The sequence below is a fragment of the Georgenia sp. AZ-5 genome (genome assembly GCF_043952095.1).
Lineage (GTDB): Bacteria > Actinomycetota > Actinomycetes > Actinomycetales > Actinomycetaceae > Georgenia.
The window spans coordinates 1,961,518-1,974,907 of the sequence record NZ_JBINOU010000001.1 but is presented as its reverse complement, the minus strand read 5'-3'; the positions used below and the strand labels follow the sequence as shown (position 1 = coordinate 1,974,907).

The window sequence follows — 13,390 nt, the reverse complement described above, 5'->3', positions numbered from 1 at the left end:
CATGGACTTGTCGAACCTGCTCACGAACGTCGCCGGGGAGCTCTTCGCGCCCACGACCGCCGCGTTCGCGCTGGCCGCCATCGGCCTGAACGTGCACTTCGGCCTGACCGGGCTGCTCAACATGGGCCAGGCGGGGTTCATGCTGCTGGGCGCCTACGGCTTCGCGATCTCCACCATCGCGGGCTGGCCCCTGTGGGCCGCGGTCGCCGTGGCGATCGCCTGCGCCGTCGTCTTCGCCGTCATCCTTGGCGTCCCCACGCTCAAGCTGCGCGGGGACTACCTGGCCATCGTGACCATCGCGGCCGCGGAGATCGTGCGCCTGGTGGGGCGGTCAACGGCGCTCACGGACCTGACCGGCGCCTCCAACGGCCTGCTCGGCAACTCCTTCAAGCACACCTTCTCCGGCGCCTCCCCCTTCCCCGACGGCAACTTCACCCTCGGGCCCTTCACCTACGCCCTCAACACCTCCAACAGCTGGTGGTTGCGCCTCGTCGCCTGGGCGCTGGTCGCGCTGGCCTGCCTGCTGGTGTGGCGGCTCATGAAGAGCCCCTGGGGCCGGGTGCTCAAGGGCATCCGCGAGGACGAGGACGCGGTACGCGCGCTGGGCAAGAACGTCTTCTCCTACAAGATGCAGGCCCTCGTGCTCGGCGGCGTGCTGGGCGCGCTGGCCGGGATCCTGTTCGTGCTGCCACGCGCGGTGCAGCCGGACGCGCTGGGCCGGCCCACCACCTTCTGGGTGTGGACCATCCTGCTGCTGGGCGGCGCCGCCACGGTCTTCGGGCCCATCCTCGGCTCGATGATCTTCTGGGCCAGCCTCATGCTCATCAAGTCCGTCATGCGGGTGGCCGTCCCGCCAGAAGTCATGACGGTGGGTGAGATCGAGGCCTTCGGCTGGATCGTCGTCGGCGTGACGCTAATGCTGCTCATCATCTTCCGGCCGCAAGGCATCATGGGCGACAAGAAGGAGCTGGCGATCGATGCCCGTTGACACCACGCCCGCCGCGGGGGTCGCGCCTGCCCCGCGCCTCGAGAACGCCGAGCACCTGCCCGGCGCGGCAAAGGCCGACCCGATCCTCGTGGCCGACGACGTCACCCGCAGCTTCGGCGGCATCAAGGCCGTCGACGTCGCACACCTGGAGATCCCGCGCCACGCCATCACGGCCCTCATCGGGCCCAACGGTGCCGGCAAGACCACCCTCTTCAACCTGCTCACCGGCTTCGACAAGGCCGAATCCGGGCGCTGGACGTTCGACGGGCAGCCCGCCGACAAGCTCAGCGCCGCCCGGGCCGCCCGCGCGGGCATGGTCCGCACCTTCCAGCTCACCAAGGCCCTCAACCGCATGACCGTCCTGGAGAACATGCGGCTGGGCGCGACCGGGCAGCAGGGCGAGCGGTTCGCCACCGCGCTGGTGCCCGCGCTGTGGCGGCGGCGCGAGCAGGAGATCACCGACAAGGCGATGACCCTGCTCGAGCGCTTCAAGCTCGACGCCAAGAAGGACGACTACGCGGGCAGTCTGTCGGGCGGCCAGCGCAAGCTCCTCGAGATGGCGCGGGCCCTCATGACCGACCCCAGGATGCTCATGCTCGACGAGCCCATGGCGGGCGTGAACCCCGCCCTGAAACAGTCCCTGCTCGGTCACATCAAGCAGCTTCGCGACGAGGGCATGACGGTCCTGTTCATCGAGCACGACATGCACATGGTCCGCCACGTCTCGGACTGGGTCGTCGTCATGTCGGAGGGCCGCATCGTCGCGGAGGGGCCCGCCCACACGGTCATGCACGAGCAGGCGGTCGTCGACGCCTACCTCGGCGCGCACCACGACACCGACCTCGGCGCCGACGCGCTGCTCGAAGACTGAGGAGGCACCCCGATGAGCACCACGGTCAGCCAGACCGACCCGCACGCGGGCGCCCCGGCCGGCGAGCCGCTGCTCCTCGCCGACGACCTCGTCGCCGGCTACCTGCCGGGCGTGAACATCCTGCGCGGCTGCAGCCTCGCGCTGCACCCCGGCGAGCTGGTCGGCATCATCGGGCCCAACGGCGCGGGCAAGTCCACGCTGCTCAAGGCGCTGTTCGGGCTCGTCACCGTGCGCTCCGGCACCGTGACGCTCGGCGGCGAGGACATCACGAACCACCGCGCGGACTCCCTCGTGCGGCGAGGCATCGGCTTCGTGCCGCAGAACAACAACGTCTTCCCGAGCCTGACGATCGAGGAGAACCTGCAGATGGGGATTTTCCAGTCCCCCAGGCGGTTCGCGGAGCGGTTCGAGGCGATCGTGGAGATCTTTCCCACCCTCGGCGACCGCCGGAAGCAGCGGGCCGGCTCGCTCTCGGGGGGCGAGCGGCAGATGGTCGCCATGGGCCGGGCGCTCATGATGGACCCCGAGGTGCTGCTGCTCGACGAGCCCTCGGCGGGCCTGTCCCCCGTGCGGCAGGACGAGACGTTCATCCGCACCCGCAAGATCAACAGGTCCGGAGTGTCCATCGTCATCGTGGAGCAGAACGCCCGCCGCTGCCTGCAGATCTGCCACCGCGCCTACGTGCTGGACCAGGGCGCCAACGCGTACTCCGGGCGCGGCCGCGACCTGATGGACGACCCCAAGGTCGTCCAGCTCTATCTCGGCACGCTCGCGGCCGACGTCGAGAAGGCCGACGCCGACCGCGCCGGCTCCGCGCCGGCGTCGCCGGCCTGACGCGGCGCGCGCGGGCGGGACCGCCGCGCCGTCCACCAACCGCGACGGCCGGTGGAGGCCTCCGCACCGCCGTCGCGGGCGGCCCGGCGGGCTCACAGCCGCCGGGCCGTCCGGCGTCACGGCATCGGAGTGGGTCGCTACTTGACCTCGCCGTACTCGACCCGCTGGAACGAGTTGTTGTTCTCGCCGTCGAAGCGGTAGATGCCGATGTTGGCCGCCGACGGGTCGTTGTCCTCGTTGAACGGTCCGATCCCGGAGACCGCCTCGTAGTCGATCTGCTCGCCGTCCCCCAGCAGCTGGGCGCACTCCTCGAGCCCGGTGCACTTCGTGCCGCCCTCGGCGCCGGAGACCGCGGCCAGGTTCTCCTGGATGGTCGGCCCGTCCACGCCGCCGCCACGGACGGCAGCCAGCGCGACGAGCATCGTCGCGTCGTAGGACTCCGCCGCGTAGTTGAAGTCCTTCAGGTCCGGATCGATCTCCCGGAGGCGGTTGCGGAACTCCTCGCTCGGGAACACACCGGGCTGGGTGCCCTGCGCGCCCTCGAGGGTCCCGGGGTCGAAGTCATCGCCGAAGTTCTGCAGGTTGCCGTCGACGAAGTATGCCTTCGACATGTCGAAGCCCTGGTTGACGAGCTCCTGGATGATCAGCGGCGTCTGCGTCGTGAAGGCGATGATCGCGATCGCGTCGGGCTGGGTCGCGAGCGCGTTGCCCACGATGGTGGAGAAGTTCTGCTCGGTGGGGTCGAACTCCTGGCCGGGGTTGCCGTAGGTGACCGTGCCGCCGGCCTCCTCGACCGTGCTCTTGACCACGTCCCGCAGGCCCGTGCCGTAGTCCTCGTTGAACACGAGGATGCCGAGGTTCGCGTTGCCGTCACTGACGATCAGGTTGCCCAGCACGTCGCCCTGGACCGTGTCCGGCGGCGCGGTGCGGAAGAAGAAGGGGCTGTAGCCGGACAGGGTGGCCGAGGTGTTGGCGGGAGAGACCATGAGGGTCTCCGACCCCACCACGTCATCGATGACGTTCAGCGTCACCTGCGACGAGGCCGCGCCGATGATGGCCGACACGCCCTCGCTGAGCAGCTCCGTGACGGACTGGGTGGCGACCTGGGCGTTGTCCGCGTCCGAGGAGTCCTTGTGCGAGACCCTCACGTCCGAGCCGAGGACGCCGCCGGCCTCGTTGATCTCCTGCACGGCCAGATCGACGCCGGCGATCTCCGGCGGGCCGAGCTGGGACAGCGAACCGGTCTGCGGCAGCAGGGTGCCCAGCAGCAACCCCTCGCCACCCGCCTGGCCGGCACCCGCCGCGCCGCCTCCCTCGCCGCCGTCCTCCGCCGCCCCGCACGCGCCAAGGATCAGGGCCGCCGCGGCGGCGAGAGCCAGCGGCCTGAGCGCTGTCTTCCTGCGAATCATGCCTTCTCCTTCGTCCGGTCGGGTCGGCGGCACGCCGGATCATCGGCCGGGTGCGCCGTCCCTGCGCGCCAACGTATTGGCTACACGTGTCCATGTCCCGGCGATTACGCGCCCAGCGCGTAACAAAAAGGTCACGATTGTGACGTGAGTCACGTTCGGCTGGTTCGAGTCCGTAGCGGGGCCTTGGGACGAGGTCAGACCGCCTGCCGCAGCCGGAAGGAGCAGGCGGCCTGGCAACACATGGCCAGCGCCCGCCGTGGATCAACCGACGAGGCGGTGCTCGCGCGGACGACGGTCAGAAGTCACCGCTGGCCCGCGCCGGCAGCGATTCTCGGGTGCCGCCATGGCTGCGGCGGCGCCGGACCCGCGTCCGGCGCGCTCGCCAGCCCAGCCCCGCCGAGCGACGCCGAGACCAGCTCCCGCTACTTCGAGCCGACCTGCTCGATGACGGCGTCCGCGACCTCGCGCATGGTCAGCCGGCGGTCCATGGACGTCTTCTGGATCCACCGGAACGCCTCCGGCTCGGTCAGCCCCATCTTCGTCATGAGCAGGCCCTTGGCCCGGTCCACCCGCTTGCGGGTCTCGAACTGCTCGGCCAGGGACGCGACCTCGGCCTCGAGGGAGGTGATCTCCTGGTGGCGGGAGATGGCGATCTCGACCGCCGGCAGCAGGTCGGCCGGGGTGAACGGCTTGACGACGTACGCCATCGCCCCGGCGTCGCGCGCGCGCTCCACGAGCTCCTTCTGGGAGAAGGCCGTGAGCATGACGACGGCGCAGGTGCGGTTGCCGATGATGCGCTCGGCGGCCGTGATGCCGTCCATGACCGGCATCTTCACGTCCATCACGACGACGTCCGGCTCGAGCTCGGTGGCCAGGCGCACGGCCTGCTCGCCGTCCGCCGCCTCCCCGACGACCTCGAACCCGGCCTCGGTCAGGCTCTCGACGATGTCGAGACGGATGAGCGTCTCGTCCTCGGCGACCACGATGCGGCGCCGGGCCGTGGGCTCCTCGGAGACGCCGGCCTCGGGTCCGGGCAGTTCGATGGCCTCCGCGGTCGCGTCGGTGGTCGCGGCATCGTTCTGCTTCTTCGTCGTCACGGCGGCAAGCCTATAGCGCGCCCAGGGCACGAGCAGCCTGCGGCATGGGTGATCAGCGCAACACGGGGCCCGCGGCCGCGGCCGGAGCCGCCGGGCACCTCGGGCCGCCGCCCCGGGGGCGGGGGGCGGGGGCGGACACGCCCGGCGCGGCGGGCCGCCCGCCCGGCGGGCCGCCCGGACCGGCATGGTGCTCCCGGCGGGACTCGAACCCGCACGCCTCTCGGCGCCGCATTTTGAGTGCGGTGTGTCTGCCAGTTCCACCACAGGAGCTCTGGGGCGGGGATCAGGCTATCGCGGCCGGCGATGGTCGCCGACCACCGTCCGCCCTCGCCGCGCGGCGCGTCCGGAACGGGCCCCGCCGTCCGGTGCGCCGCGGGGACGGCGACGGCCGGCCCCCTTCCGGGGCCGGCCGTCTCGTGCGCGTGGCGGATCAGGCCCTGGTGTAGGTCTCGCCGATCTTGTGCACGCGGATGGAGTTGGTGGAGCCGACCTTGCCCGGGGGCATGCCGGCGACGATGACCACCCGGTCGCCCTCGTCCGCCAGACCGGTGGTCTGCAGGATCTGGTCCACCTGGTTGACCATGTCGTCCGTGTGGCTCACCTCGGGCACCGTGTAGGTCTGCACGCCCCAGCTCAGCGCAAGGCGGTTGCGCACGTTGGTGTCCGGCGTGAAGGCGAGCAGCGGGATCGCCGAGCGCAGGCGGGACATGCGGCGGGCCGAGTCGCCGGACTGGGTGAACGTCACGAGGTACTTGACCTCGAGCATCTCGCCGATCTCGGAGGCCGCCTTGGTGATCACGCCGCCGCGGGTGTGCGGGCTGGAGCCGAGCGGGGCGATGCGCTCGCCGCCGTTCTCCTCGGTGTTCTCCACGATGCGGGCCATCGTCCGCACCGTCTCGATCGGGAAGTCACCCACGGAGGTCTCGCCGGAGAGCATGACCGCGTCGGCGCCGTCGAGGATGGCGTTGGCGACGTCGGAGGCCTCGGCGCGGGTCGGACGGGGGTTGCTGATCATGGACTCGAGCATCTGCGTGGCCACGATGACCGGCTTGGCGTTGCGGCGGGCGAGCTCGATGGCGCGCTTCTGGACCAGCGGGACCTGCTCCAGCGGCAGCTCCACCCCCAGGTCGCCGCGGGCGACCATGATGCCGTCGAAGGCGTCGACGATCTCGACGAGGTTCTCCACGGCCTGGGGCTTCTCGACCTTGGCGATGACCGGCACGCGGCGGCCGACCTCGTCCATGATCGCGTGGACGTCCTCGATGTCGGACGCCGAGCGCACGAAGGACAGGGCGATGACGTCGGCGCCGACGTTGAGGGCCCAGCGCAGGTCCTCCTTGTCCTTCTCGGACAGGGCGGGCACGGAGACGGCGACGCCGGGCAGGTTCAGGCCCTTGTGGTTCGACACCGGGCCAGGCACCTCGACCCGGGTGATGACACGCGGGCCGTCGACCTCCAGGACGCGCACGGCGACCTTGCCGTCGTCGATGAGGATGCGGTCACCGGGCTGGCAGTCGCCGGTCAGCCCCTTGTAGGTGGTGGAGGCGAGCTCCCTGGTCCCGGCGACGTCCTCCGTCGTGATGGTGAAGGTGTCGCCCTCCTTGAGCTGCTCCTTGCCGTTGGCGAAGTTGCCGAGGCGGATCTTCGGGCCCTGCAGGTCCACCAGGACGGCGACGGCGCGGCCGGAGGCCTGCGCGGCGGCGCGCACGTTCCGGTACACCGCCTCGTGCTCCTCGACCGCGCCGTGGGAACGGTTGATCCGGGCGACGTCCATGCCGGCGTCGACCAGCTCCTGGACTCGCTCGGGGGACTCTGTGGCGGGGCCGAGGGTGCACACGATCTTCGCTCTACGCATGGGCCCCAGCCTAGGGCCTGACCGTCCGGTGCTGCCTTGGCCAAGGTCCCCGTGCCACCCGTTGCACGACGGCCCGGCGGGTCCCCCCGCAGGGGACCGCCGGGCCGTCGTCGCGGGCGCCTCCGGCTACGCGGAGACGGACACCGTGGAGGGCAGGATCGGTGCGGGAAGCTCGGTCTCGCCTCGCAGATAGGCGTCCACCGCGGAGGCCGCGGAGCGCCCCTCGGCGATGGCCCAGACGATGAGCGACTGGCCGCGGCCGGCGTCCCCGGCGACGTACACCCCGGGGGTCGACGTGGCGAAACTCTCATCGCGCACGATGCGCCCGCGCGCGTCCAGCTCGAGCCCGAGCTGCTCGACCAGCCCGCCCGCCGGCACCCCGGTGAACCCGAGGGCCAGCAGCACGAGCTGCGCCGGGATGATCCGCTCGGTGCCCTCGATCGGGACCGTCCGGCCGGAGGTGCGGTCGACGTCCACGAGCCGCAGGTGGGTGACCTGCCCCTCGCCGGCGGAGCCGTCGGAGAGCAGCTCGACCGTGGAGCTGGCGTAGACCCGCTCACCGTTCTCCTCGTGCGAGGTGGAGGTGCGGAACACCTTGGGGTAGGTGGGCCACGGCTGGTTCTCCGGCCGCTCCTCCCCCGGCACCGGGTTGATGTCGATCTGGACGACGGAGCGGGCCCCCTGGCGGGTCGCGGTGCCCAGGCAGTCCGAGCCGGTGTCCCCGCCGCCGATGATGACGACGTCCTTGCCGGTGGCGAGGATCTGGCCGGGTACCTCCTGGCCGTCGACGACCCGGTTGGCCTGCACCAGGTAGTCCATCGCGTAGTGGATGCCGCCGAGGTCCCGGCCGGGCACGTCCAGCTCGCGCGGGAGGGTCGAGCCCATCGCGAGGATCACGGCGTCGTAGCGCTCGAGCAGGTCGGTGCCGGAGAGGGAGCCCTCGCCGGTGCCGCCGACGTCCACGCCGGGCCGGAAGCGGGTGCCCTCGGCCTCCATCTGCGCGAGGCGGCGCGTGACCTGCTCCTTCTCCATCTTGAAGTCGGGGATGCCGTAGGTGAGCAGGCCGCCGATCTTGTCGTCCCGCTCGTACACCGCGACGGTGTGCCCGGCGCGGGTGAGCTGCTGGGCGGCGGCCAGCCCGGCGGGGCCGGAGCCGATCACGGCGACGGTGAAGCCGGTGAGCCGCTCGGGCACCTGCGGGCCCACCAGGTCGCGGTCGAACGCGTTGTCGATGATGGACTGCTCGATGTTCTTGATCGTCACCGCCGGCTGGTTGATGCCCAGCACGCACGCCGTCTCGCAGGGGGCCGGGCACAGCCGGCCGGTCCACTCCGGGAAATTGTTCGTGGCGTGCAGCCGCTCGATGGCGCCAGCCCAGTCCTCCTGGCGGGTCAGGTCGTTCCACTCCGGGATGAGGTTGCCCAGCGGGCAGCCGTTGTGGCAGAACGGCACGCCGCAGTCCATGCACCGGGTGGCCTGGCGCACCAGCGCCGGGGCGTCCTCCGCGCGGCGCTCGTACACCTCGCGGAAGTCCATGATCCGCACCGGCACGGGCCGGCGGCGCGGGAGCTCCCGCTCGCGATACCTCAGAAAGCCCTGCGGGTCAGCCACGGCTTGCCTCCATGATGTTCGCCCACACGTCCGGCGAGCTCGGGTCCAGGCCGTCCTCCGCCGCCTTGACGAGCGTGGCGGAGACGGCGGCGTACTGACGCGGCAGCACCTTGGTGATGCGCGCGTCGAGGGTGTCCAGGTCGGCCAGCAGGGCCGCGGCCACCGGGGAGTCGGTGAGCTCGGCGTGCCGGCGCAGCAGGTCGACGACGATCGCGTGGTCCTCGGGGTCGGGCGGCCCCAGGATCAGGTCGCCGCCGGCCAGTGCCGGGGCGTTGACCTGCGCGGTGTCCAGGTCGAGCACGTAGGCGGTGCCGCCGGACATGCCCGCGCCCAGGTTGCGGCCGGTGGGGCCGAGGACGAGGAGCGTGCCGCCGGTCATGTACTCGGCGGCGTGGTCGCCCACGCCCTCGACCACCGCCGTCGCGCCGGAGTTGCGCACCGCGAAGCGCTCCCCCGCGCGGCCGCGCAGGTAGAGCTCGCCCGAGGTGGCACCGTAGGCGATGACGTTGCCGGCGATGACGTTGTCCTCCGCCGGGAACAGCGACCGCTCGTCCGGGCGCACCACGATCCGGCCGCCGGAGAGGGACTTGCCCACGTAGTCGTTGGCGTCGCCGACCAGGCGGAGGGTCACCCCGCGCGGCAGCACCGCGCCGAAGGACTGGCCCGCCGAGCCGCGGAGGGTGACGTCGATCGTGCCGTCCGGCAGGCCCTCGGCGCCGTGCCGCTTGGTGACCTCGTGGCCGAGCATGGTCCCGACGGTGCGGTTGACGTTGCGCACCGGCAGGTCGATGGTGACCCGCTCCCCGCGGTCCAGCGCGGGCCGGGCCAGCTCGATGAGCCTGTTGTCGAGCGCCTTGTCGAGCCCGTGGTCCTGGCCGCGCACGTGCCGCAGGGCGGAGCCCTCCTTGGGCTCCACCGGGGTGAGCAGCGGCGTGAGGTCCAGCCCGGAGGCCTTCCAGTGCTCCACCGCCTCCGCGGCGTCGAGCAGGTCCACGCGGCCCACGGCCTCGTCGATCGAGCGCAGCCCCAGGGCGGCGAGCAGCTCGCGCACCTCCTGGGCGATGAACTCGAAGAACGCCACCACGTGCTCGGCCTTGCCGGTGAAGCGGGCCCGCAGCTCGGGGTTCTGCGTCGCCACGCCCACCGGGCAGGTGTCCAGGTGGCACACGCGCATCATGATGCAGCCCTCGACCACCAGCGGGGCGGTGGAGAAGCCGAACTCCTCGGCGCCCAGCAGCGCGGCCACGATGACGTCGCGGCCGGTCTTCATCTGCCCGTCGGCCTGGACGACGATCCGGTCGCGCAGGTCGTTGAGCACCAGGGTCTGCTGGGTCTCCGCGAGCCCGATCTCCCACGGCGCCCCGGCGTGCTTCAGGGAGGTCAGCGGGGCCGCGCCCGTGCCGCCGTCGTGCCCGGAGATGAGCACGACGTCGGAGTGGGCCTTGGCCACGCCGGCCGCCACGGTGCCCACGCCGATCTCGCTGACGAGCTTGGTGTGGATCCGCGCCGAGGGATTGGCGTTCTTCAGGTCGTGGATCAGCTGCGCCAGGTCCTCGATCGAGTAGATGTCGTGGTGCGGCGGCGGGGAGATCAGCCCCACGCCGGGGGTGGAGTGCCGGGTGGAGGCGACCCACGGGTAGACCTTGTGGGCGGGCAGCTGGCCGCCCTCGCCGGGCTTGGCGCCCTGGGCGATCTTGATCTGGATGTCGTCGGCGTTGGTCAGGTAGTCGGCCGTCACGCCGAACCGGCCGGAGGCGACCTGCTTGATCGCCGAGCGGCGCCGCGGGTCGTGCAGGCGGTCGGCGTCCTCCCCGCCCTCGCCGGTGTTGGACTTCCCGCCCAGGATGTTCATGGCGATCGCGAGGGTCTCGTGCGCCTCGGCGGAGATGGAGCCGTAGCTCATCGCGCCGGTGGAGAACCGCTTGACGATCTCGCTGACCGGCTCGACCTCGTCGAGCGGGACCGGGGTGGGCGCCTCCTTGAGCCGCAGCAGGCCGCGCAGCGTCATCAGCCGCTGGGACTGGTTGTTCACGCCCTCGGTGTACTTGCGGAAGATGTCCATCCGGCGCGTGCGTGTGGAGTGCTGCAGCCGGAAGATCGTCTCGGGGTCGAAGAGGTGCGGCTCACCCTCGCGGCGCCACTGGTACTCCCCGCCCATGCGCAGCGTGCGGTGGGCCGGTGAGATGCCCGAGCGGGGGTAGGCGGTGGCGTGCCGGGCGGCGACCTCGGCGGCGATGACGTCCAGGCCGACGCCTCCCAGCGGGCTGGGGGTGCCGGTGAAGTACTCCTCGACCAGGTCCTCGGACAGGCCGATGGCCTCGAAGACCTGCGCGCCGCGGTAGGAGGCGACGGTGGAGATGCCCATCTTGGACATCACCTTCAGCACGCCCTTGCCGAGGGCCTTGATGACGTTCTTGACGGCGCCCTCCGGGCTCACGCCCGTGACGATGCCCGAGCGCACCAGGTGCTCGACGCTCTCCATGGCCAGGTAGGGGTTCACCGCGGCCGCGCCGTAGCCGATGAGCAGCGCGACGTGGTGCACCTCCCGCACGTCGCCGGCCTCGACCAGCAGGGAGATCTTGGTGCGCGTGCGGCGGCGCAGGGTGTGGTGGTGCACCGCCGAGGTCAGCAGGAGCGACGGGATGGGCGCCAGCTCGGCGGTGGAGTCGCGGTCGGACAGGACGATGAAGCTGACGCCCCGGTCGATCGCGGCGTCGACCTCCGCGAAGATTTCGTCCAGCCGCTCCTTCAGCGCCGCGCCGCCGCCGGAGACCCGGTACAGGCCGGAGATGGCCACGGCCGAGAAGTTGTGGCCCTTGCGCGGCGTCCGGGCGACGTGCTTGACCTTCGCGAGCTCGTCGTTGTCCATCGTCGGGAAGGGCACGACCAGCTTGCGGGCGTGCTCGGGGCTGTCCTCGAGCAGGTTGGGCTCGGGACCGATGGCGCCGCCCAGCGCGGTGACCAGCTCCTCCCGGATCGCGTCCAGCGGCGGGTTCGTCACCTGCGCGAAGAGCTGGGAGAAGTAGTCGAAGAGCAGCCGGGGGCGCGCGGACAGGACGGCCACGGGGGTGTCGGTGCCCATCGAGCCGATCGCCTCGGCACCGGTGGCGGCCATGGGGGCGAGGATGAGCCGCAGCTCCTCCTCGGTGTAGCCGAAGGTCTGCTGGCGGCGGACCACCGACAGCCGCGAGTGGTCCACGTGGTCGCGGTCGGGCAGGTCGTCGAAGAACAGCAGGTTCTCGTCCAGCCACCGGCGGTAGGGGTGCTGGTCCGCGAGCGACCGCTTGATCTCCTCGTCCTCGACGATGCGGCCGGAGCCGGTGTCCACGAGGAACATCCGGCCGGGCTCCAGCCGGCCCTTGCGGACCACCTTGGCGGGGTCGAGGTCGAGCACGCCGGACTCCGACGCCATGACCACCAGGCCGTCGTCCGTCACCCAGTAGCGGCCGGGGCGCAGCCCGTTGCGGTCCATGACCGCGCCGATGAGCGTGCCGTCGGTGAACGTCATGGCCGCCGGGCCGTCCCAGGGCTCCATGAGGGCGGAGCTGTACTCGTAGAACGCGCGCACGTCGGGGTCCATGGAGTCGTGGTTCTGCCACGCCTCGGGGATCATCATCAGCACCGCGTGCGGCAGCGACCGCCCGCCGAGGTGGAGCAGCTCGAGGACCTCGTCGAAGGTGGCGGAGTCGGAGGCGCCCGGGGTGCACACGGGCAGCAGCGGCTCGAGGTCGCCGAGCACGTCGGAGGCGAGCGTGCCCTCGCGGGCGCCCATCCAGTTGCGGTTGCCGCGCACGGTGTTGATCTCGCCGTTGTGGGCGACGAGGCGGAACGGCTGGGCCAGCGGCCAGGACGGGAACGTGTTGGTGGAGAAGCGCGAGTGCACCAGGGCGATCTCGCTGGCGAAGCGCTCGTCGGAGAGGTCGGGGAAGAACGGGCGCAGCTGGCCGGTCGTGAGCATGCCCTTGTAGACCATCGTCCGCGCGGACAGCGAGGCGAGGTACAGGCCCAGCTCCCGCTCGGCGCGCTTGCGCACCCGGAAGGCGCGGCGGTCCAGCGCCAGGCCGGCGGAGCCGCCGTCGGCCACGAACAGCTGCCGGAAGGACGGCATGGCGGCCAGGGCGCTCGGGCCGATCATGGAGGCGTCCACGGGCACGTCGCGCCAGCCCAGGACCTGCAGGCCCTCCTCCGCGGCGATCCTCTCGATGCCCGCCACGGCCTCCGCGCGGGCCTCGTCCGGCTCGGAGGCGCCGGGCAGGAAGGTCAGCCCGGCGGCGTACGACCCGGCGGCCGGGAGCTCGAAGTCGACGACGCCGCGCAGGAACGCGTCGGGAACCTGAGTGAGGATGCCGGCACCGTCGCCGGTGTCCTCCTCGGCGCCCACCGCGCCGCGGTGGTCGAGGTTGAGCAGCGCGGTCAGGCCCGCGTCGACGATGTCGCGCCCGGCGGTGCCGCGCAGGGTGGCCACGAAGGCGACGCCGCAGGCGTCGTGCTCGTTGGCCGGGTCGTACAGGCCCAGGCGTGGCTGGGCGGAAAACGGGCTCGGCGAACCCTGAGCTGGTTCCATCCGCGTGTCGTCCTCACCGCGGGAGGCCCTGACGGACTCCCCGCATCGTCGAGAGTGTGATGCAGGTGGGTCGTCGTCGTCCCTGGGGGCGAGATGTTACTCGCAGATGACTGGCAGGTAACGCGACGTGTCCACATTCTTGACACTTGCGCCTGGCGGGC

Annotated in this window: 8 protein-coding genes and 1 tRNA gene; 3 read left to right on the top strand and 6 right to left on the bottom strand. The window is 71.6% G+C overall.

Going from position 1 to position 13,390, the window contains the following annotated elements; all coding sequences use genetic code 11:
- The first annotated feature begins 1 nt into the window (after window position 1).
- Genes ACF0H8_RS09330 through ACF0H8_RS09320 form a run of 3 tightly spaced genes read left to right on the top strand, consistent with a single transcriptional unit; the run spans window position 2 to window position 2,693 of the window.
- Entirely contained in the window at window positions 2-988 is a 987-nt protein-coding gene (locus tag ACF0H8_RS09330; protein WP_395288663.1) for a branched-chain amino acid ABC transporter permease, read from the top strand.
- Window positions 978-1,859 (top strand): ABC transporter ATP-binding protein, encoded by an 882-nt coding sequence (locus ACF0H8_RS09325; protein ID WP_395288662.1) that lies wholly within the window; start codon window positions 978-980, stop codon window positions 1,857-1,859. Before ACF0H8_RS09330 ends, ACF0H8_RS09325 begins: the two co-directional genes overlap by 11 nt.
- Before the next feature lie 12 nt (window positions 1,860-1,871).
- Window positions 1,872-2,693: an ABC transporter ATP-binding protein gene (locus ACF0H8_RS09320; protein WP_395288661.1), complete on the top strand. Its 822-nt coding sequence runs from the start codon at window positions 1,872-1,874 to the stop codon at window positions 2,691-2,693.
- 137 nt (window positions 2,694-2,830) lie between these two features.
- On the opposite strand, the gene ACF0H8_RS09315 is transcribed toward ACF0H8_RS09320, so the two are convergent.
- The 6 genes from ACF0H8_RS09315 to gltB form a co-directional block, all read right to left on the bottom strand.
- A complete protein-coding gene (locus ACF0H8_RS09315) occupies window positions 2,831-4,102 on the bottom strand; it encodes an ABC transporter substrate-binding protein (protein WP_395288660.1) in 1,272 nt (423 codons plus the stop codon).
- Between the two features lie 422 nt (window positions 4,103-4,524).
- The gene (locus ACF0H8_RS09310) at window positions 4,525-5,145 is read right to left on the bottom strand and encodes an ANTAR domain-containing response regulator (protein WP_395290852.1); all 621 of its coding nucleotides are present in this window, start codon (window positions 5,143-5,145) and stop codon (window positions 4,525-4,527) included.
- A 239-nt stretch (window positions 5,146-5,384) separates the two neighbouring features.
- Window positions 5,385-5,469, bottom strand: a tRNA-Leu gene (locus ACF0H8_RS09305).
- A gap of 160 nt (window positions 5,470-5,629) precedes the next feature.
- A complete protein-coding gene (gene pyk / locus ACF0H8_RS09300) occupies window positions 5,630-7,054 on the bottom strand; it encodes a pyruvate kinase (RefSeq protein ID WP_395288659.1) in 1,425 nt (474 codons plus the stop codon).
- 126 nt (window positions 7,055-7,180) lie between these two features.
- Window positions 7,181-8,665: a glutamate synthase subunit beta gene (locus tag ACF0H8_RS09295; protein ID WP_395288658.1), complete on the bottom strand. Its 1,485-nt coding sequence runs from the start codon at window positions 8,663-8,665 to the stop codon at window positions 7,181-7,183.
- Entirely contained in the window at window positions 8,658-13,229 is a 4,572-nt protein-coding gene (gene gltB, locus ACF0H8_RS09290) for a glutamate synthase large subunit (protein WP_395288657.1), read from the bottom strand. Before gltB ends, ACF0H8_RS09295 begins: the two co-directional genes overlap by 8 nt.
- Window positions 13,230-13,390: the final 161 nt, after the last annotated feature.